This is a genomic window from Actinoplanes solisilvae (genome assembly GCF_003999975.1).
GTDB classification, from domain to species: domain Bacteria; phylum Actinomycetota; class Actinomycetes; order Mycobacteriales; family Micromonosporaceae; genus Actinoplanes; species Actinoplanes solisilvae.
The window spans coordinates 748,400-768,477 of record NZ_RJAC01000001.1; the positions used below are offsets into that span (position 1 = coordinate 748,400).

Here is a 20,078-nt window from a genome sequence, read left to right on the forward strand (position 1 = left end):
ATCATCCTTTCAGGCCGGAGCGGGAGACTCCCTCGATGACGTAGCGCTGGGCGACCATGAACAGCAGCAGCACCGGAACGCTGGCGACCAGCGCACCGGCCATGATCACCGGGTAGTTGATCGTGTACGCGCCCTGCAGGATGTCGAGGCCGGGCGGCAGCGTGAGAACTTCCGGGCTGAACAGCACGTAGATCGGCCAGATGAAGTCGTTCCAGTTGGTCAGGAAGCTGATCACCGCAAGGGTCGCCAGCGCCGGTTTCGACAACGGCAGCACGACCTTGGTGAAGATCTGCCAGGAGTTGGCCCCCTCGAGCACGGCCGCCTCTTCGAGCTCGCGCGGCAGGCTGAGGAAGAACTGCCGCAGGAAGAACACCCCGAACGCTCCGGCGGCGCCCGGCAGGACCAGGGCCCAGAGGGTGTCGAGCATGCCGAGCCGGTCGACGATCAGGAAGTTCGGGATGATCAGCACGAAGCTCGGGATGAACAACGTCGCGATGATCATGCCGAAGATCAGCCGCTTGAACCGGAACTCGAGCCGGGCCAGGGCGTACGCGGCCATCGACGCGACCGCCAGCACCAGCAGGGCCTGACCGGTGGCGGCCAGCACGCTGTTGAGGAACCAGCGCAGCACCGGCGTCTGATCGTTGCCCATCAGCGTGTCGAACGCGCCGGTGGTGGGCTCCTGCGGGAACACCGTTGGTGGCACCCGGGTCGCCTCGCCCGAGGTCTTGAACGCGGTGAGCAGCATCCAGATCAGAGGCGCGATGAAGACGAAGCTCAGCCCGATGAGGATGGTGTACCAGGCGACCGGCCGTACGCGGCTCATTTGTCTTTCTCCCGGAACATGCGGAACACGATCACGCTGATCACCAACAGGCAGGCGGTCAGCAGGTAGCTCATCGCGGCGGCGCTGCCCATCTTGTAGTCGGCCAGACCGACCTGGGCGATGTACATGATCGCCGTACGGGTCTCGGTGCCGGGCGCACCCTGCGTGATCAGGTAGGACTGGCCGAACATGTTGGCCGAGACCAGGATCGTGTTCACGGTGATGAAGAGAAGCACGGGTCGCAGGCCGGGCAGGGTCACGTGCCGGAACTCGGACCACTTGCCGCCACCGTCGATGCGCGCGGCCTCGTACAACTCTCTTGGAATGTCCTGGAGGCCGGCCAGGTAGATCACCGCGTTGAAGCCCAGCGTCCACCACACGGTGACGCCGACGAGCGTGACCCACGCCCAGGGCACCGCGGTCGTCCAGGGTGTGCTCCCCCCGATGATCGCGTTGACCACGCCCAGGTTCGGGTCGAGCAGGAACCGCCAGAGCACGCCGATGACCGCGACCCCGAGCACGTACGGGGCGAAGTAGATCGCGCGGAACAGGGTGCGGCCCTTGAAGCGGCGGTTGAGCAGCAGCGCGATCAGCAACGGGATGACCAGCAGGAGCGGCACGCTGAGGACGGTGAAGATGCCGGTCGCCGACAAACTCTCCCACCAGAAGCTGTAGACCGCCGAGCCGGGGTCGAACAACGCCTTGTAGTTGTCGAGCCCCACGAACGGCTTGCCGGGCAGCAGGTAGTCCCAGTCGTGCAGGCTGATCCACAGGCCGTACACCGCCGGCACCAGTACGAACGTGGTGAAGACGACGAAGTACGGCAGCAGGAACAGGTACGGCGTGGCGGGGCCGGTCCGCCGTACCTGGCCGCCGGTGGCCGCTGTCTCAGCCGCCATACTTCTTCGCGTTCTGCTCCAGGAGCTGGTCGGCCTTGGCGGCACCGTCGGCGAGCGCCTTGGCCGGCTCCTTGCGTCCCAGGACCGCCTCGTTGATCGCTGTGACCACGGTGGCCATGGCGTCGGCGATTCCCGGCTTGGGCGGCAGGAAGTGCAGGTAGTCGATCTGCGTGCCGATCGCCGACTGCTCGGGCAGCGCCTTGAACTCGGCACTGTCGCGGATCTCGGCGCGGGCCGGCACCTGACCGCCGCGGGCCCACTCGATCGAGTGCTGGCTGATCCAGTTGATGAAGACCTTGCCCGCGGCCAGCTTGTTGTCGTCCTTGGCCTTCGGCTTGAACTGCACGAACTGGTGCGAGCCGGCCCAGGCCGCCTTCTGCGTGCCGATCTGCGGCAACGGCGCCACGCCCCATTGAAGGTTCTTGTCCTCCTTGAGCGTGTTGATCGTCCAGATGCCGTTCCAGTTGAAGGCGTTCTTGCTGTTGCGGAAGGCCACGATGTCGGCGTCCTGGGCCACGTTCTTGGGGCTGTAGCCGTTCTTCACGTGGTCGGTCATCCAGGTCAGCGCCTGCACGCCGGCCTGCTCGCCGAAGGTCGCCTTGGTGGCGGCCTCGTCGAAGAGCTGACCGCCGAACTGCCAGAGCAGCGACTGGAACTGCATGCTGCCGGTGAACTCGAACGGGGTGACCCAGTCGCCCTGGATCCCCTTCGACTTCATCGTCTCGAGCGCGGCCTGGTATTCGTCGTTCGTGGTCGGAGGCTTCTCGGGGTCGAGCCCGGCCTTCTCCATGACCCCCTTGTTGTAGAAGAAGCCGAGCGGGTGCACGTCGAGCGGGATCGAGTAACGGGTGTTGTTGTAGACGCCCGCGTTCCACACCGGCGGGGAGAAGTCCTCGGCCTTGAAGTTCAGTGCCTTGGCCAGGTCTTCCAGCGGCAGGATGACCCCGCGGGCGGCGTTGGTCGACACGTGGTCGACGTGCATGATGCCGACGTCCGGCCCGTTGCCGGTGGCCACCGCGGCCGGCGTCTTCTGGTAGTAGTCGGCCCACTGGTACGTGTTCATCGAGACCTTGATGTTCGGGTGCTCGGTGTTGAACTGGTCGACGAGCTTCTTCATGAACGGGCCGTCGCCCCCGGTGAAGCCGTTCCAGAAGGCGAGCGCGACGTTCGGGCCGTCGTAGCTCGTCGCGGCCGGGGCGGCGTTCTGCCCGCCCCCGGTCACCTTTTCGTTGGGGCCGCTGTCGCCGCAGGCGCTCAGGAGCACGGCGCTGCCGGCTCCCACGCCCAGACCCATCACATGGCGGCGGGAAAGATTCATCGAGACTCCTCGGGGGTCAGGCACAACGCGTGCCAGGAGACGGGAGGTAAAAGGATTTCGCTCTTCTGCGGCAGGTTGATCAACTCGGGGCGACCGGCACTGAGCGTGAGGTGTTGTCGCAGTCGGTGGTGCGGGAAAGCACGCAGATCAAGGTTCAGCGGCACCGGCTCGGTGCCACGGTTGACCACGAAAACGGTGAGCGCGCCCGACTCCTCGTCGTGAGTGGCCACGGCGTCGACGGCCGGCACCTCACCGAAACGGCCGGTGGTCATGTCCGGTGAGGAGATGGCGGGCCGCAGCACGGTTCCTCGCGCAAGGCGCGCGGTATGCGCGAACGGATGGAAAATTGTCTGCCGCCACGCCTCGCCGCCGGCCCGGGTGCGGATCGGGGCGATCACGTTGACGAGCTGGGCCTGGCAGGCGACGGTCAGCCGGTCGGCGTGGCGCAGCATGCTGATCAGCAGATTGCCGACGACCACCGCGTCGGTGCCGTTGTAGTCGTCCTCGATCAGGGCAGGCAGGTCCTCGATCGGCCGATCCTCGGGCTCGGTGAAACGGGACTGGTACCAGACGTTCCACTCGTCCAGCGACAGTTGGATCCGCTTCTTGCGGCGCAGCTTGGCCCGCACGTGATCGGCGGTGGCGATCACGCTGTCGATGAAGCCGTCCAGGTCGACGGCGGACGCCCGGAAGCTGGCCTCGTCGTGCTTCTCGGGGTCGTAGTAGTTGTGCAGCGAGATGTAGTCGACCTGGTCGTACGCGTGCTCGAGGACGGTGGCCTCCCACGCGGCGAAGGTCGCCATGTCCGAGTTGGAGCTGCCACAGGCGACCAGTTCGATGCTCGGGTCGACCCGGCGCATGGCGTGCCCGGCGCGAGCGGCGAGCCGTCCATACTCCTGCGCGGTCAGGCTGCCGATCTGCCAGGGCCCGTCCATCTCGTTGCCGAGACACCACAGGCGTACGTCGTGCGGCTGCGCGACGCCGTGCTTGCGGCGCAGGTCGGCGGCGGCCGTGCCGTCCGGCAGATTGCAGTATTCGACCAGCTCGGCGGCGGCCTCGATGCCCCGCGTGCCGAGGTTGACGGCCATCATCGGCTCGACGCCGGCCAGCTCGCTCCACCGCATGAACTCGTTGAGCCCGAACTGGTTGCTCTCCAGGGCGCGCCAGGCCAGGTCGAGGCGGCGGGGGCGGTCGCCGCGGGGGCCGACCCCGTCCTCCCAGCGATAGCCGGAGACGAAGTTGCCACCCGGATAGCGGACCGTGGTGACGCCCAGTTCGCGGACGAGCTCGAGCACGTCGGTGCGCAGGCCGTCGGGGTCGGCCGCGGGGTGGCCGGGCTCGAAGATGCCGGTGTAGACGCACCGGCCCATGTGCTCGACGAACGAGCCGAAGAGCCGCCGGTCGACCGGAGCGATCGAGAACGCTGGATCAAGGGTGAGCTGTGCCACTACCATGCCGATGTTTTTACAACGTTGCATTCATCGTTGTAAAGAGCGGCTGGCAACGATCCCGAAACGTTCGCGAAATTTGTCGTTGCCGATTCGGACGTCGTGGCCGCGCTGCGAATTGTCGTTGTTGCGCGGAGCGCCCGCCCATACCCCCGCCCACCCAGGGGGACGGGACGACGCTAGCGCGCCTGCCGGCCCCGAGACTGGTTATCCACAGGCTGCGGGCTTCTCTCGTCGCGTCCTCGGCCATCTTCGGCTTACGCGGGTGCGGGCCCTGTGCACTCTGCGGCTCTGGTCAGCCTGCGGCGCCTGCCGTGCCCGCCGTGCTCTCCCGCACCACCAGCCGATGCTCCACCCGCAGCTCGCGAGGCGCCCCCGCCGCCGCCGGCCCGTCCCCCAGCCGTTCCGCGAGCAGGTCGACCGCGAGCTGCGCGATCCGCGGCGCGTCCGGGGCGATCGTGCTCAGTGTCGGTGTGGAGAAGCGCCCGTCCTCGATGTCGTCGAAGCCGATCACCGCCACGTCACCCGGCACCGACACCCCTCGCGACAGCAGCGTGCGCAGCGCCCCCAGCGCCAGCAGGTCGTTGAAGCAGAACACCGCGTCGGGCGGATCGTCCGCGTCGAGCAGCCGAGCCATCGCCGCCGCCCCGTCCGCCCGGTGGAAGCCCTCCGCCGGCATCTCCAGCGCCGGGTCGACCGCAAGCCCGGCCGCGGTCAGCGCCGCCCGATAACCGGCCAGCCGCTGGTGCGCGGTCACCGCCGAGGGCCGGTCCTGCACCCCGATCGCCGCGATGCGCCGCCGCCCCAGCGAGGTCAGATGGCGGGTCGCGTCGGCCGCCGCGGCCGTGTTGTCGATCGCCACGTGGTCGGCCGGGCCGTGCCAGATCCGTTCGCCGAGCAGCACCATCGGCGTGCCGTCGCGCAGCGCCAACTCCTCGCCGGCCAGGGCCAGAGGGCTGAAGATCAGCCCGTCGATGGCGTGCCGCCGCAGACCCGCGACGAGGTTGCGTTCGCGTTCGGCCAGCCCGTCGGTCTGGTCGATCAACACTGTCCATGAGCGACGTTCGGCGGCCTGCACGATCAGCCCGGCGATCTCGGCGAAGTAGGGGAGCTGGAGCTCGGGCACGGCCAGCGCGATGACTCCCGAGCGGCCACTGCGAAGCTGGCGGGCGGCGATGTTGGGCACGTAGCCGAGCGCCTCGATGGCGGCCTGCACGCGGGCGCGGGTTGCCGGGGCCACGTGCACATATCCGTTGACGACGTTGGAGACCGTCTTGATGGACACACCGGCCCGCGCGGCGACATCCTTGAGTCCCGGCGGCACGGAAAGGGACTATACAACGTTGCAGTACTTAAGTCCGATCACCCGGCGGAGCTAAGGGTCCGGTATTGGATCTGCGTTCGCGATTACCGTTGCCGCATGTCCGTGAGCGCAGCGTGTCTGCCCGTACGCGAGTCCGAGGTGCGCCTCGAGAGCGACGCCGAGGCCTCAGTAGTGCTGCTGACCGTGCGCGGCCAGTGGGACCGGGCGCTGTGGGAGCTGTCGTCCGAGCGCCTGAGCAGGTGCCTGGCCGAGCATCCGGAGGCGCTCATCGCCGACCTCACCGAGCTCGACGACCCCGCGGCCCGCAGCGCCCCACGCTGGGCCGCCGCCCGGCGCGACGCCGCCGGAATGACCCCGCCGGTGCAGCTCGCCCTCTGCATCCCGCCGGAGCTGCCGCTGGCCGACCGCATGCAGCGTCTGGGCGCGGCCGGTTTCCTGCCGGTCTATGCCCGGGTGCGGCAGGCCCGGGTGGCCATCGCCGGGCGGCTGCCACTGACCGAGCGGGCCACCCTGCGGCTCGGCCCCGAACCGGACGCGCCGAGTCTCGCCCGCAACCTGGTCAGCGACGCCTGCCTCGCCTGGGAGCGCGCCGAGCTGCTGCACCCGGGCCGGGCCGTGATGTCCGAACTGGTGACCAACGCGGTCGAGCACGCCCGCACCGAGTTGACCGTCTCGGTCAGCCTGCGCGGGGCGGGCATTCACCTGAGCGTGGCGGACGGGGTGGCCGAACCGCCCCGTCCGCTCGAGATGGGCCGGGTGCGCCGCGGTCAGCCGCTCGACAACCGCGGCCACGGCTTGCGCGTTGTCTCCGCGCTCACCGTGGCCTGGGGTTCGCTGCCCACCACCGGCGGAAAACTGGTGTGGGCCACGCTGATGCCGCCTAGCGCGCCTCGATGATCATGCCGGCGCCGACCGTACGGTTGGTGCCCTCGTCGATCAGGATGAAGCCGCCGGTCGTGCGGTTGCGCCGGTATTCGTCGGCCAGCAGCGGGAGAGTCGTACGCAGCCGCACGCGCCCGATCTCGTTGAGCACGAGCCCGTCCGCCTGCTCGTCGCGGTGCAGGGTGTTGACGTCCAGCCGGTACTGCAGGCCGCGAACCACCGTGCGGGCCGTACGGGTCGTGTGCTTGATCGCGTATTTCGCGCCGACCCGCAGCGGGGCCGACTCGTCCATCCAGCAGACCATGGCCTCGATGTCCTGGGCGACGGCCGGGGCGTTGTGCGGCCGGCAGATCAGGTCGCCGCGCGAGATGTCGATCTCGTCGTTGAGCCGCACCGTGACCGACATGGGCGGGAACGCCTCGTCGACCGGGCCGTCGGCCGTGTCGATCGCGGCGATCGTGCTGGTCATGCCGGACGGCAGAACCATGACCTCGTCACCGGGCTTGAGCACGCCCGACGCGACCTGGCCGGCGTAGCCGCGGTAGTCGGTCACGGTCGTCGACTGCGGGCGGATCACGTATTGCACCGGGAACCGCACGTCGACCAGGTTGCGGTCGCTGGCGATGTGCACGTGCTCGAGGTGGTGCAGCAGCGACGGACCGTCGTACCACGGGCTGTTCTCGGAGCGGGAGGCGATGTTGTCGCCGTTCAGCGCCGACACCGGAATGATCGTCAGGTCGGTGATCTCGAGCTTGGCCGCGAACGAGGTGAACTCGTCGGCGATCCGGTCGTAAACCGCCTTGTCCCAGTCGACCAGGTCCATCTTGTTGATGCAGAGCACCAGGTGGGGCACCCGCAGCAGCGACGTGAGGAACGCGTGCCGGCGCGACTGCTCGACCAGGCCCTTGCGCGCGTCGACCAGGATCAGCGCCAGGTCGGCGGTCGAGGCGCCGGTGACCATGTTCCGGGTGTACTGAATGTGCCCGGGGGTGTCGGCGATGATGAACTTGCGCCGCGGGGTGGCGAAGTAGCGGTAGGCCACGTCGATCGTGATGCCCTGCTCACGCTCGGCCCGCAGCCCGTCGGTGAGCAGCGCGAGGTTGGTGTATTCATCGCCGCGCGACGCGCTGGCCAGCTCGACGGCCTCCAGCTGGTCGGCGAAGATCGTCTTGGTGTCGTACAGCAGGCGGCCGATGAGGGTCGACTTGCCGTCGTCGACGCTGCCCGCGGTGGCGAACCGCAGCAGGTCCATGCGCGCGGGAGGCGCCGTCTCGGTCTCCAGGACGGCCTGACTCATCAGAAGTAACCCTCTCGCTTGCGGTCTTCCATGGCGGCCTCGCTGACCTTGTCGTCCCCGCGGGTCGCGCCGCGCTCGGTGATCCGGGTCGCGGCGACCTCGTCGATCACCTTCTCCACCGTGTCGGCCTCGGAGAGCACGGCCGCGGTCTGCGAGGCGTCGCCGACCGTGCGGTAACGCACCCGGCGCACCTCGGAGGTCTCGCCGTCGCGCAGCTTGATGAACTCGTTCACCGCGTAGAACATCCCGGCGCGCTCGACGACCTCACGGTCGTGGGCGTAGTAGATGCTCGGCAGCGGGATCTGCTCCTTGGCGATGTAGTGCCAGACGTCGAGCTCGGTCCAGTTCGACAGCGGGAACACCCGGATCGACTCGCCCGGGTGGTGCCGGCCGTTGTAGAGCGCCCACAGCTCGGGCCGCTGATTCTTGGGGTCCCACTGGCCGAACTCGTCGCGGAAGCTGAACATGCGCTCCTTGGCGCGCGCCTTCTCCTCGTCGCGCCGGGCACCGCCGAACAGGGCGTCGAACCGGTATTTCTCGACCGCGGCCAGCAGCACCGGGGTCTGGATGCGGTTGCGGGTGCCGTCGGGCAGCTCGCGCACGTGGCCGCTGTCGATCGCCTCCTGCACGCTCGCCACGACCAGGTTCAGCCCCAGGGTGGCGACGCGGGAGTCGCGGTATTCGAGCACCTCGGCGAAGTTGTGGCCGGTGTCGACGTGCATGACCGGGAACGGGATGCGCGCCGGGGCGAACGCCTTCTCGGCCAGCCGGAGCATGACGATCGAGTCCTTGCCGCCGGAGAACAGCAGGACGGGACGCTCGAACTCGGCCATCACCTCGCGCATCACGAAAATGCTCTCGGCTTCGAGGGCATCCAGATGCGAGACGCGGTAAGGCTTCGTCTGGCTCATCAATAGGCTCCAGACCGGTTGGGGGGCATGTGCACTCTTTAAAACGTCATTCTGAGGGAAGGTGACGCTGCAACGCTGCAAGCAACCGAGGAGCGAGATCCTTACGGCACACGACCAGGTCGGGCAGCTTAGGATCGGCCTCGTTGTATTTCAGCTCAGATCCGTCAATCCGGCTAGCGTGCAGCCCAGTGGCCAATGCCACAGCAACCGGCGCGGCCGAATCCCACTCGTACTGGCCGCCGGCATGCACGTAGGCGTCGGCCTCGCCGTTGATCACCGCGGCGATCTTGACGCCGGCCGAGCCCATCGGCACCAGTTCAGCCCCGATCTCCTCGGCCAGCGCGGTGACGAAGGCCGGCGGCCGGGTGCGGCTCGCGGCGATGCGGATCGGCCCGCCGGTCGCGGCGGTCAGCGGCAGCGGCGGATAGGCCGGCGCGTGGTCGGTGGCGATCGTGCGGTGCTGAGCCGGCATCGCGACCGCACCCGCGGCCAGGCAGGACGGGCTGTTGCAGTCGGCCGTCCAGAGCGCGACGTGCACCGCCCAGTCGGGCCGGCCCTCCTCGGAGAACTCGCGGGTCCCGTCGAGCGGGTCGATGATCCACACCCGGGTGGCGCCGAGCCGCTCGGGCCGCACCACGCTGGGCTCGCCGTCGCGCCAGGCGTCACGGGCGTGGTCGTCCTCCTCGGACAGGACCGCGTCGGCCGGGCGCCAGCGGGCCAGTTCGGCCCGCATCAGGTGGTGCGCCGCCTTGTCGCCGGCCGCCTTGAGGGCAGCGCCGTCGGCGAAGCCCATCTCCTCGCGGACCCGCAGCAGCGCCTGACCGGCCCGGTCGGCCAGCCAGCGGGCGAAGGCCGCGTCGTTCACCGGCGGAGTGCCGCCGTCGGTGCTCTCCCGTTGGGGAGTTACGCGCGCCGACGTCTCTGTCCGCTCGCTCATACCTCTGCCGCTCCCTCTAAAGATCAGTACGCTCCGGAAGACCGCACCACTGCGGTCATGGTGCGCAACAGGATCACCAGATCCAAGCTGAGCGTCCAGTTCTCCACATAGCGCAGGTCCAGCCGGACCGCTTCCTCCCACGGCAGGTCCGAACGTCCGGAAACCTGCCACAGGCCTGTCATACCCGGCTTGACGGCGAGCCGGCGTCGCACGTCGTCGGCGTACACCGCCACCTCGGACGGCAGCGGCGGCCGCGGCCCGACCAGCGACATCTGCCCCAGCAAGACGTTGAGCAGCTGCGGCAGCTCGTCGAGCGAGAAACGACGCAGGTAATGCCCGACCCGGGTCACCCGCGGGTCGTCACGGATCTTGAAGAGCACACCGTCGTGCTCGTTGAGATGCCTCAGCTCGGCGAGCCGCGCCTCGGCATCCACATACATGCTTCTGAACTTGAAGATGCGGAACAGACGGCCGTCGCGCCCGACCCGCACCTGCCGAAAGAGTACCGGCCCGCGTGAGGTGCACCGCACACACAGTGCGACGGCCATCAGCAACGGACCGAAGATCATCAATAGGGCGAGGGCCCCGAGCCGGTCGAAGACCTCTTTGACCAGGCGCGACCCGCCGTGCAGCCGCGGATGCTCGACGTGCAGCATCGGCAGACCGTCGAACGGCCGGATCGTCGTACGGGCGCCCGCGACATCGACGAGAGCGCTGGCCACGACCAGGTCCACCTCGTCGCGCTCCAGCCGCCAGGCCAGCCGCCGCAACGTCGCGCCGTCGAGCTCGGGGCAGCTCAGCACGACCACGGTGTCGGCGTCAGCCTGTTCGACCGCCCCCGCCACATCGTCGAAAGTCCCATAGACGACGAGCTCGCTCACACCCTCGCCGTCGTGTTCGGGCGGCAGGCAGACGCCCACCACCTCGAGCCCGTGATAGCGCTCGCGCCGAAGCTGCCGGCTCATCCCGATGACCGAGAGCTCGTGCCCGACCAGGATCACCCGGCGCAGACTCTCCCCCCGGCCGCGGGCCAGGTGCAGCCGTTTGCGCAGCGCGAACCGCAGCACCACCGACGAGGCGATCGCCGTCGGCAGAGCGGCCAGCACATAGCTCCGGGCCAGATCCAGATCCAGCGCGTACGACACCAGGGCCGCACCCGCGATCAAGCCGACCCCGCCGCGCAGCACCCGCTGGTACTCGTCCGTCCCCACGAACAGATAGCGCCGCTCATAGGCCCGCGCGACCGCGAGCACGACCAGCAACAGCACCGGCAACATCGCCGACAGGAACATGTACGCCCGGTTGTAGCTGGTCACGTCGTCGCCGAAGCGCAACGCGAACGTCGCCGCCCCGGCCGCCGTGCCCGCCGCCAGATCGCAGAGCACCAGCGAGCGCACATAGCTGCGCTCCCAGCGCTGCCGGCGCGACATGGCTGCGTGCCGTCCACGCGAGCGGACGAACGGGCGGGTCGCCGGCCGCACCGCCGCCGACCGGTTCGGACGATCGGACCAGTGCCGGTCGATCGCCCGGTTCCGGGCCGGGTCAGGCCGCCCGCGCGTGCTCAGCGGCGGCGCGTTGTCCGGCCGCGCCGGACCGGTGGTCCGCCCCGCGTTCGGGCGGGTCGTGACGGTCGCGCCCGCGCCGGCCGGTGGCGGACTTTGCGGGACGATCGGCGCCGGGATCCAGGATCGCCGCGAACCGTGATTGGCCGGCGGATGATTGGCCCACCCGTAGCCCTCGGGCGGATGAACCGGCGGGCGCTCCGCACGGACCGGCGGGCGCTCCGGGCGCACCGGCCGGATCGCCGGCAGCAGCACCGTCGGCTGCGACAGCACCGCCTCCTGCGTGGACAGGTCCTGTCGCACTCCGAACCTCCCCCAACCACCGGTCATAGCGCACCGAACCGGTGCATACGTGTGACCAACGGTCGGACGGTCATGAGCGTCACGGGATCAGGAGACGGACAAAACCGCCCAAACGATCTATCTGTTCCGTCCCACCGGCATCAACTGCCGTGGTATTTGTTCTGCGCCCACTCCACGCCCTCGAGCACGATCGCCTCGACCACGTCAGCCGCCCGGTCGACGAGAAAGTCCAGCTCCTTACGCTCCGCACCGGAGAAGTCGGCGAGCACGTAGTCGGCCGGATCCTGCCGGCCCGGGGGACGGCCCACCCCGAACCGCACCCGCGCGTATTCCTTGCTCGCCAACGACTTCGACATGGAACGCAAACCGTTGTGGCCACCCTCACCACCACCACGCTTGGCTCGCACCTGTCCGAACGGCACATCAAGCTCATCGTGCACGGCAATCACGTTCGCCACCGGCACTTTGAAGAACTGGGCCAGCGAGACCACGGGCGCACCCGACAGGTTCATGAACGTCAGCGGCTTGACCAGCACCAATTTGGGACCGCCGAAACCCAACCGGCCCTCAGCCACCTCAGCGTGCGCGCGCTTGGACCGGCCGAACTTCGCACCCACCCGGGACGCCAGCAGATCGGCGACCATGAAACCCACGTTGTGCCGGTTGCCGGCGTACTGCTTGCCGGGGTTACCGAGACCGACCACCAGCCACGGCTCGTCGCTCACTGCGCCTCCACACGTAAAAGCGTGCCCATACAACACCGGGGAAAGTGCCCCCTGGCACTTTCCCCGGTCACTGCTTCTTCGCCGACTTGGCGGGTCTTACTCCGCGGGCGCGGCCTCAGCGGTCTCGGCGGTCTCTTCGCCGGCCTCGCCGGTGTCGCCCTCGAGCTGCTCGGCGGTCTGCGCCTGCGAGACGATCGCCAGCACGAGCTCGGGCTCGACGGCCAGCTCGGTGCCGGTCGGCAGCGTCACGTCGCCGGCGGTGATCTGCGCGCCGGCCTCGAGGCCCTCGATCGAAACCAGGAGCTCGCTCGGCAGGTGCATCGCCTCGGCGACCACGGCCAGCGTGGTCGACTCGCTGACGACGAGCGTGTTGCGGGCGGCCTCACCGGTCAGCGTCACCGGGACGTCGACCTGCACCTTCTCGCCCCGCTTCACGATGATCAGGTCAACGTGCTCGTAGGTGTCCTTGATCGGGTCACGCTGGATCGCCTTCGGCAGCGCCAGCGTCGTGCCCGACGCGCCATTGATGTCGATCGTGAAAACCTGGTTGAGTCCACCGTGCCGGATGGCAGCCGCGAACTCACGGGCCGGCAGCGCGATGTGCTGCGGCTTCTCGCCGTGGCCGTAAAGCACGGCGGGCACCAAACCGGCCCGGCGCGTGCGGCGGGCACCACCCTTGCCGAACTCGGTGCGGGGCTCGGCGCTGATCTTTACCTCGGACACGGGGAAGCTCCTGAAACTCTTGGATCGGGCTGCGACTTAGTCGGCGTGCGGTTCCGGCAGTGTCTGTCTGTGGCAATCGGCCGCCGTCGGTGCTGGAGGCCGTCGTCGGCGCTGCCGGGCAAGGGGGGCGCGCTGGGCACAGGCCCGGAGCACCGCGTCGATCACGGTGCCCCCGATCGGTTGCGAACCTCAGCAGACCGCGGGGCACCCTCGCCGTGGCAACCGCACTATCTTACCTTCCACCCGAGCGCACGAATCAGCGGGTCCGGCGTGGTCCCGCCGTTCCCGCGAACTTCACCCGCTCGGAGCACCCCCGCATCCGGAAATCCGCGGAACACCCCACCGCAAACCCGGCATACAGCGTCCCCGGCAAGCATCGAGAATCACAAACCCGCAAAAGCAGGACTCGGTCGCGATCAAGCAGGTCTCGATCGCGTCAGCAGCTCAACCCCAAGACCAGCCTCGGGGCTTTCGTTGCAGGACAGCCCGGGCGGGCGGCACGGACGCCGGGACGGCAGCCAGCCGGCCGGCACGCCCCGAACTGGTGGGACGACCCGTACTTCTGCGGTTTCGCGGTTGCTCTAGCTCAGACCGCCGAACAGGGTCGTCACCGAACCGTCGTCGAAGACCTCGCGGATGGCGCGGGCCAGCAGCGGGGCGATCGACAGGACGGTGATCTTGTCGAGGCGCTTCTCGGGGGGCAGGGGCAGCGTGTTGGTGACGACCAGCTCGCTGATGCGGCTGTTCTTGAGACGCTCGGTCGCCGGGTCGGAGAGCAGCGCGTGCGTCGAGGCGACGATCACGTCGGCCGCGCCCTCCTCCCAGAGGATGTCGGCCGCCTTGGTGATCGTGCCGCCGGTGTCGATCATGTCGTCGACGATCAGGCACACGCGGCCCTCGACCTCGCCGACGACGCGGTTGGCGACGACCTGGTTCGGCTTCAGCGGGTCGCGCGTCTTGTGGATGAAGGCCAGCGGGCAGCCACCCAGCCGGTCGGTCCAGCGTTCGGCGACCCGTACCCGGCCCGAGTCGGGCGCGACGACGGTCATGGGGCGGCCCGCGTACTTGCTCTGCACGTGCTCGGCCAGGATGTCCATCGCGAACAGGTGGTCGACCGGGCCGTCGAAGAAGCCCTGGATCTGGGCGGTGTGCAGGTCGACCGTGAGGATGCGGTTGGCGCCCGCGGTCTTCAGCAGGTCGGCCACCAGGCGCGCCGAGATCGGCTCGCGACCGCGGTGCTTCTTGTCCTGCCGCGCGTAGGGATAGAACGGCAACACGACGGTGATCCGCTTGGCCGACCCGCGCTTCAACGCGTCGATCATGATCAGGGTCTCCATGACCCAGCGGTTCACGCCCTCGGTCACCGACTGAACGACGAACGCGTCGGAGCCGCGAACGGAGTCCTTGAAACGGACGAAAATCTCACCGTTGGCGAACTCGTACGAATCGGCGGGGGTCGGCGCCACGCCGAGCACCTGGCCGATCTCTTCCGCCAGCTCCGGGAAACCCCGCCCGGAGAAAAGCATCAGAGACTTACGGTTCTCCGCGACGATGCTGCCCATCGGCTCGCTACTCCCGTTGGATCGAGGGGGTGGGGATGTGATTCCCGTGAAGTATCCCCCGCGGCCACTTTCCCGCCACGTTCCGCGGCCGTCGCGTGGGATGCCTCACCCTCATCGGATCACTCCAGCTCAGAGCAGGTCACCCCACCACCGCACGCAGTCCGACGGTCACCCGGTTGTCGGATACCTGCCAGCTAACCGCACTCACGGTGAGTTCGCTCGGCGACGCAGAGTCACTCGGCCGTGCTGATCTCGCCCCCGGAGTCCTGCTCGGCCAGCGCCCGCTCGGCCGCCGCGGCCGAAACCGTGCCGGCCCGGCGCCGCAACACCCAGTTCTCCACATTGCGCTGCTGCGCGCGCGTCACCCCGAGGCTGCCCGCCGGCACCCGCTTGTCGATCGCGCTGCCCGCGGCGACGTACGCCCCCGGCTCGATCTCGACCGGCGCGATGAGCACGGTGTCGGACCCCACGAACGCGGCCTCGCCCACCGTGGTGTGACTCTTGTTCACACCGTCGTAGTTCGCGAAGATCGTGCCCGCACCGATGTTGGCCTTCGCCCCGATCGTGGCGTCCCCGACGTAGGACAGGTGAGGCACCTTGGCGCCCTCGCCCAGCTCGGCGTTCTTGGTCTCGACGAAGCCGCCGACCTTGGCCTTGCGTCCCAGCCGCGTGCCCGGCCGCAGGAACGAGAACGGGCCCACGGTCGCCTCGGCCCCGATCTGAGCCCCGATCGAGTGCGTCCGCAGCACCACCGCGCCCGCGCCGACCGTGGTGTCGATCAGCGTCGAGTCAGGCCCGACGATCGCACCGGCGGCGACGCTGGTCTCGCCCAGAAGCTGCGAGTTCTGGTCGATCTCGGCGTCGGGCTCGAGCGTCACCGTCACGTCGATCCAGGTCGTCGACGGGTCGAGGATCGACACGCCCGAGCGCATCCACGCCTCGTTGGTGCGGTCGCGCAGCAGCGCCCGCAGCCGCGCCAACTCGGCCCGGTCGTTGCAGCCCAGCGTCTCGTCGGCGTCGGGCGCGACGAAGACCCCGACCGGGCGGCCCACCGACGCAAGGATCCCGAACACGTCGGTCAGGTATTCCTCGCCCTGGTCGTTGTCGGTCGACAGCTTCGACAGCGCCTCCCGCAGCGACACCACGTCGAAGGCGTAGATGCCCGCGTTGATCTCGCGGATCGTCCGCACCTCGGGCGACGCGTCGCGCTCCTCGACGATCTTCTCGAGGTTGCCGGCCGCGTCCCGCACGATGCGGCCCAGCCCGGCCGGGTCGCCGACCTCGGCCGCGAGCACGGTCGCCCCGCGCGCGCCGGCCTCGTGCTCCGCGATCAGGCTCGCCACCGTCTCGGCCCGCAGCAACGGCACGTCACCGTTGAGCACCACCACGGTGCCGGTCGCCTCGGGCACCGCCTCGAGCGCGATGCGCATCGCGTGGCCGGTGCCGTTCTGCTCGGCCTGCAGCACCGGAGTGGCGGCCGGCGCGACCTCGGCCAGGTGCGCCTCGACCTGCTCGGCCTTGTGGCCGACGACCACGATCGTCCGCTCGGCTCCGGCCGACGCCGATGCGGTCAGCACGTGCCCGAGCAGCGTGCGGCCGAGCAGCGGATGCAGGACCTTGGGCGTGGCGGACTTCATCCGCTTGCCCTCTCCGGCCGCAAGGACAACGACGGTACGACGGGTCTGACTCACGCGGAACTCCCGTGTTCGCAATAGACACTCACCGAGGCGGCGACACCACAGCCGCAGACAGACTGCTCCCGGAAGAGGATTCGAACCCCTATAAACGGCACCAAAAGCCGCGGTCCTACCATTAGACGATCCGGGACCTATTTCGGACATTTCCCCTAGGGGTTCTGTCTACCGGCTACATCTTAACGGCACACCGTAGATCCTCACTCGCCGCGATCCCACGCACGACTCCCTCGACCTCCCAGTAGAGCCGACTCGACCTGGGAACGTAGATGATCAGACAGCCGCGGTACGTCTCTCCGACGTTCCGCCGAACGGTAGACGGCTTGTGCTTCTTGACCGTCGCTCGCCGAAAGTGCTCGGCCGGCACGCCCACCACGTCCGCCCACCATTCCGTCGCCGCAGCGGTGTCGGCAGATTCGTGGATGCTCAGACGGTAGGTCAACGCGTCCCGTGAGACCCCCAATAACTCCACGTATCGAAGGAAGAGCAAGATCAGCCGAGGATCGCTGTTGATGAACTGCAGACCTCCGTTGACTTGGTCCAAGGCTTCTCCTTAGCACCCTCGCACCAGTAGGCCACGGCACCGATCAGGATCACCTCTCGATCGGTCAGCTCACCGACCCATGCGCCGAGTCGCTCACCTGTCGCAAGGCGCTCCGCATCACGAGCTCGGCGATGCGGCTCCCAACGAACCTCCTCCATACGCGCGACGCGCTCCTGTTCCCGCGCCTTCTGCTGGCCGGGCGTCAACACGAACGGAACGTGCCTCGTCCACAGGTAGGCCGTGGACTTCGACACGCTGAGCTGGGTCGCGATCGCCGGCACGGAAGCTCCTTCCCGCCTGAGCTCAACAGCCCTGTCCCGCAGCGCGTCCTTCGCGTTCGGCCGACGCGTCCATTCCGGGGGATCAAGCCCTCGCAACCACCCCGACAGCGTGCCGTTGCCCACGCCGAAGTGAGCCATCAACTGAGATCGCGACAGCCCCGGATCAACCCGGAGTCGGCGCGCCTCCTCCCGCCTCGGATCCTCCTCAATGCTTTTCATCTGCCGCTGCCCCTAGCCGCTCATCGAGGCCACCCGGTTCACGAGCGCTCCCGGCAAGCCTGTCGACGTAGACATCTCTGCCCTGCTGGCACCGCGTAATCAGGAGTTGGTTGTGGTCAACTCTCGAGACGACGCGAGCCCGCTCGAGCTGGTTGCGCTCACGATCCGAAGCAGACATTCCACTCCTCGAAAATCCGCACCATCACTATGTTCATACATTAGAACGCGATTATGCTCATCCGTAAGGCTGTAGATGTGCCAAAAGGAATTCGGGCAAAGGCTTGGTCTTGCACTGCGCGAAGGTTACGGTGGCGTAAGTTACGGTGACGTAGGCGTAAGTAAATGATCTCGCTCCCACCCATCCCCGCAGCTCAGTGAGGTGTCATGACGTCCACCATCGAGGCCGCGCCCAAAGCCGGCCCCAAGCCGCTGACCGACGGCCCTCAGCCGCGCGGCATCCTGATCGCCCTCTACGGCTTCGTGATCGTGCCGTTCCTGGCGGTCTTCGCCGCCGTCCCGGTCGCCTGGGGCGGCTGGCTCTCCTGGACGGACGTTGCGATCGCCACCGTCTTCTACCTGTTCTCGGGGCTGGGCATCACGGTCGGTTTCCACCGCTACTTCACGCACGGCTCGTTCAAGGCCAAGCGCTGGCTGCGCATCACCCTGGCGCTGGCCGGCTCGCTGGCCATCGAGGGCAACATCATCCAGTGGGTGGCCGACCACCGGCGCCACCACGCGTTCAGCGACCAGGAGGGTGACCCCCACTCCCCCTGGCGCTACGGCAACGGCTTCTGGGCGCTGACCAAGGGCCTCTGGTTCGCCCACATGGGCTGGATGTTCAGCCGCGAGCTGTCCAATCGGGCACGGTTCGCCCCGGATCTGATGGCCGACAAGGATATCGACCGCATCGACAAGGCGTTCGGCCCGATCGTGCTCTTCTCGACGCTCGGCCCGGCACTGATCGGCGGGCTGGTGACCTGGTCGTGGCAGGGCGCGCTGACCGCGTTCTTCTGGGCCGGCATTGTGCGCATCGGCCTGCTGCACCACGTGACCTGGTCGATCAACTCGGTGTGCCACGTCTACGGCGAGCGCCCGTTCGAGGTGCGCAACGGCGACAAGGCGTCCAATTTCTGGCCGCTGGCGATCGTGTCGTTCGGTGAGAGCTGGCACAACCTGCACCACGCCGACCCGACCTGTGCCCGGCACGGTGTGCTGCGCGGTCAGATCGACATCTCGGCCCGGCTGATCTGGCTCTTCGAGAAGGCGGGCTGGGCGTCGAACATCAAATGGCCCAATGAGCAGCGCCTCGCCGCGAAGATGACGAAGGCGTGACGAATGCCGAAGGTGTAGCAAACGCCGAAGGTGTGACGAACGCCGGAAGTGTGACGGATGCCGAAGGCGTGACGGATGTAGCGGGAGAGTCGGCGCCGGGGCGAACCTGGCAGGATGTCCGGGTGACCGATCCTGACGAACCCGGCGAGAAGCAGCGGCGTGTGCGGCCGGCGGCGAGCCCTCGGGTGCGCATGTCGGCCGCGCAGCGCCGGGAGCAACTGATAGCGATCGGCCGTCAGCTTTTCGCCGAGCGCGGTTTCGACGCGACCAGCGTCGAGGAGGTCGCGGCCCGGGCCAAGGTGTCCAAGCCGGTGGTCTACGAGCACTTCGGTGGCAAGGAGGGCCTCTACGCGGTCGTCGTCGACCGTGAGGTCCGTGCGTTGCTCGACCGCATCGCGGCGGCGCTGACCGCCGGTCATCCGCGGGAGCTGCTGGAACAGGCGGCGCTGGCCCTGCTCGACTACATCGAGGAGGAGCCGCACGGCTTCCGGGTGCTGGTGCGCGAGTCGCCGGTGCTGTCCCCGGCGGGCACGTTCTCAAGTGTCATGAACGACGTGGCCCACCAGGTGGAACACATTCTGGGCGCCGAGTTCAAGAGCCGGGGTCTCGACCCGAAGTTCGCCGAGCTATATTCACAGGCGCTGGTCGGCATGGTGGCGCTGGTGGGTCAGTGGTGGCGCGAGGCGCGCAAGCCGAAGAAGGAGATGGTGGCCGCCCACCTGGTCAATCTGGCGTGGAACGGCCTGTCCCATCTCGAGGCGAAACCGACTCTGCTGACGCGCAAGACCCGTTAGCGGAGTCTCAGGCGGTGCGGCCCTCGCGCACCTGGCGCGGCGCGCCGGCGGCCGACTGGGGCGCGGTCTTGAGGTAGAGGCTGCAGGTGATCAGCACGAGGCCGACGAGGTAGGTGACGACGACCGTCGAGATGCTGAAGCCGAAGAAGTTGGCGTCGGTGCGGCTCGTGGCCAGCTCGTAGCTGCCGAGGACCAGCAGCGCCCAGCCCAGGTATTTGTCGGCCTCGGTGTCGAGGTTGCGGCCCAGCGCGGTGGTGCCGAGCACGAGGGCGCCGACGACGAGGACGACGATCGACCAGAGCAGGTTGGTCTCCTGGCCGAACACGTGCACGCCGTTGCGGCCGGTGAAGCTCTCGTAGGAGGTCTGGATCAGCCCGATGACCCCGAACACGACGAGGTAGGCGCCGGCGAGGAAACTGAGCGCGCGGTAGGCAGGCCGCAGCGGGTGGTTGACCGGGGTGTGCGCCATGGTGTCCGTCTCCAAGGTCAGGTGTTGT

Annotated in this window: 18 protein-coding genes and 1 tRNA gene; 3 read left to right on the forward strand and 16 right to left on the reverse strand. The window is 68.4% G+C overall.

Features of this window, described 5'->3' with window-relative positions:
- Nucleotide 1: 1 nt before the first annotated feature.
- The 5 genes from EER30_RS03575 to EER30_RS03595 all read right to left on the reverse strand — a co-directional run bounded on the left by EER30_RS03575 (nucleotide 2) and on the right by EER30_RS03595 (nucleotide 5,815).
- The gene (locus tag EER30_RS03575; RefSeq protein WP_127498185.1) at nucleotides 2-826 is read right to left on the reverse strand and encodes a carbohydrate ABC transporter permease; all 825 of its coding nucleotides are present in this window, start codon (nucleotides 824-826) and stop codon (nucleotides 2-4) included.
- Nucleotides 823-1,725, reverse strand: coding sequence for a carbohydrate ABC transporter permease (locus EER30_RS03580; RefSeq protein WP_127498187.1), 903 nt, complete (start codon nucleotides 1,723-1,725; stop codon nucleotides 823-825). The genes EER30_RS03575 and EER30_RS03580 overlap by 4 nt, the downstream gene beginning before the upstream one ends.
- On the reverse strand, nucleotides 1,715-3,043 hold the full coding sequence (locus EER30_RS03585; protein ID WP_127498189.1) for an ABC transporter substrate-binding protein: 1,329 nt from the start codon (nucleotides 3,041-3,043) through the stop codon (nucleotides 1,715-1,717). The genes EER30_RS03580 and EER30_RS03585 overlap by 11 nt, the downstream gene beginning before the upstream one ends.
- Nucleotides 3,040-4,497: an arabinosylfuranosidase ArfA gene (gene arfA / locus EER30_RS03590; RefSeq protein WP_127498191.1), complete on the reverse strand. Its 1,458-nt coding sequence runs from the start codon at nucleotides 4,495-4,497 to the stop codon at nucleotides 3,040-3,042. Before arfA ends, EER30_RS03585 begins: the two co-directional genes overlap by 4 nt.
- A 289-nt stretch (nucleotides 4,498-4,786) precedes the next feature.
- Nucleotides 4,787-5,815: a LacI family DNA-binding transcriptional regulator gene (locus EER30_RS03595; RefSeq protein ID WP_127498193.1), complete on the reverse strand. Its 1,029-nt coding sequence runs from the start codon at nucleotides 5,813-5,815 to the stop codon at nucleotides 4,787-4,789.
- Between the two features lie 96 nt (nucleotides 5,816-5,911).
- On the opposite strand from EER30_RS03595, the gene EER30_RS03600 reads away from it, so the two are divergent.
- The gene (locus EER30_RS03600) at nucleotides 5,912-6,712 is read left to right on the forward strand and encodes an ATP-binding protein (protein WP_127498195.1); all 801 of its coding nucleotides are present in this window, start codon (nucleotides 5,912-5,914) and stop codon (nucleotides 6,710-6,712) included.
- On the opposite strand, the gene EER30_RS03605 is transcribed toward EER30_RS03600, so the two are convergent.
- The 10 genes from EER30_RS03605 to EER30_RS48385 form a co-directional block, all read right to left on the reverse strand.
- Nucleotides 6,696-7,994, reverse strand: a complete 1,299-nt coding sequence (locus EER30_RS03605; protein ID WP_127498197.1) for a sulfate adenylyltransferase subunit 1 — start codon at nucleotides 7,992-7,994, stop codon at nucleotides 6,696-6,698. The genes EER30_RS03600 and EER30_RS03605 overlap by 17 nt on opposite strands.
- The gene (cysD, locus tag EER30_RS03610) at nucleotides 7,994-8,905 is read right to left on the reverse strand and encodes a sulfate adenylyltransferase subunit CysD (RefSeq protein WP_127498199.1); all 912 of its coding nucleotides are present in this window, start codon (nucleotides 8,903-8,905) and stop codon (nucleotides 7,994-7,996) included. The genes EER30_RS03605 and cysD overlap by 1 nt, the downstream gene beginning before the upstream one ends.
- Nucleotides 8,906-8,951: 46 nt before the next feature.
- On the reverse strand, nucleotides 8,952-9,842 hold the full coding sequence (locus EER30_RS03615) for a 3'(2'),5'-bisphosphate nucleotidase CysQ (RefSeq protein ID WP_127498201.1): 891 nt from the start codon (nucleotides 9,840-9,842) through the stop codon (nucleotides 8,952-8,954).
- A gap of 23 nt (nucleotides 9,843-9,865) precedes the next feature.
- Nucleotides 9,866-11,707: a sugar transferase gene (locus tag EER30_RS03620; RefSeq protein ID WP_240669729.1), complete on the reverse strand. Its 1,842-nt coding sequence runs from the start codon at nucleotides 11,705-11,707 to the stop codon at nucleotides 9,866-9,868.
- Between the two features lie 140 nt (nucleotides 11,708-11,847).
- Nucleotides 11,848-12,432, reverse strand: a complete 585-nt coding sequence (gene pth, locus EER30_RS03625) for an aminoacyl-tRNA hydrolase (RefSeq protein WP_127498205.1) — start codon at nucleotides 12,430-12,432, stop codon at nucleotides 11,848-11,850.
- 96 nt (nucleotides 12,433-12,528) lie between these two features.
- Nucleotides 12,529-13,155 carry a 50S ribosomal protein L25/general stress protein Ctc gene (locus tag EER30_RS03630; protein WP_127498207.1) on the reverse strand — a complete coding sequence of 209 codons (627 nt, stop codon included), beginning with the start codon at nucleotides 13,153-13,155 and terminating at the stop codon, nucleotides 12,529-12,531.
- A gap of 581 nt (nucleotides 13,156-13,736) precedes the next feature.
- Nucleotides 13,737-14,717: a ribose-phosphate diphosphokinase gene (locus EER30_RS03635; protein WP_127498209.1), complete on the reverse strand. Its 981-nt coding sequence runs from the start codon at nucleotides 14,715-14,717 to the stop codon at nucleotides 13,737-13,739.
- A gap of 233 nt (nucleotides 14,718-14,950) precedes the next feature.
- A complete protein-coding gene (glmU, locus tag EER30_RS03640) occupies nucleotides 14,951-16,408 on the reverse strand; it encodes a bifunctional UDP-N-acetylglucosamine diphosphorylase/glucosamine-1-phosphate N-acetyltransferase GlmU (protein ID WP_127498211.1) in 1,458 nt (485 codons plus the stop codon).
- Nucleotides 16,409-16,473: 65 nt separating this feature from the next.
- Nucleotides 16,474-16,544, reverse strand: a tRNA-Gln gene (locus tag EER30_RS03645).
- Between the two features lie 359 nt (nucleotides 16,545-16,903).
- Nucleotides 16,904-17,455, reverse strand: a complete 552-nt coding sequence (locus EER30_RS48385) for a helix-turn-helix domain-containing protein (RefSeq protein WP_240669730.1) — start codon at nucleotides 17,453-17,455, stop codon at nucleotides 16,904-16,906.
- Nucleotides 17,456-17,839: 384 nt separating this feature from the next.
- On the opposite strand from EER30_RS48385, the gene EER30_RS03655 reads away from it, so the two are divergent.
- Both EER30_RS03655 and EER30_RS03660 read left to right on the forward strand, forming a co-directional pair.
- On the forward strand, nucleotides 17,840-18,787 hold the full coding sequence (locus tag EER30_RS03655; RefSeq protein ID WP_127498213.1) for an acyl-CoA desaturase: 948 nt from the start codon (nucleotides 17,840-17,842) through the stop codon (nucleotides 18,785-18,787).
- Nucleotides 18,788-18,978: 191 nt separating this feature from the next.
- Nucleotides 18,979-19,581, forward strand: a complete 603-nt coding sequence (locus tag EER30_RS03660) for a TetR/AcrR family transcriptional regulator (protein ID WP_205650125.1) — start codon at nucleotides 18,979-18,981, stop codon at nucleotides 19,579-19,581.
- Nucleotides 19,582-19,588: 7 nt separating this feature from the next.
- Here the strand turns inward: EER30_RS03660 and EER30_RS03665 are convergent, their stop codons facing one another.
- The gene (locus EER30_RS03665) at nucleotides 19,589-20,065 is read right to left on the reverse strand and encodes a DUF4383 domain-containing protein (RefSeq protein WP_240669731.1); all 477 of its coding nucleotides are present in this window, start codon (nucleotides 20,063-20,065) and stop codon (nucleotides 19,589-19,591) included.
- Nucleotides 20,066-20,078 lie beyond the last annotated feature (13 nt).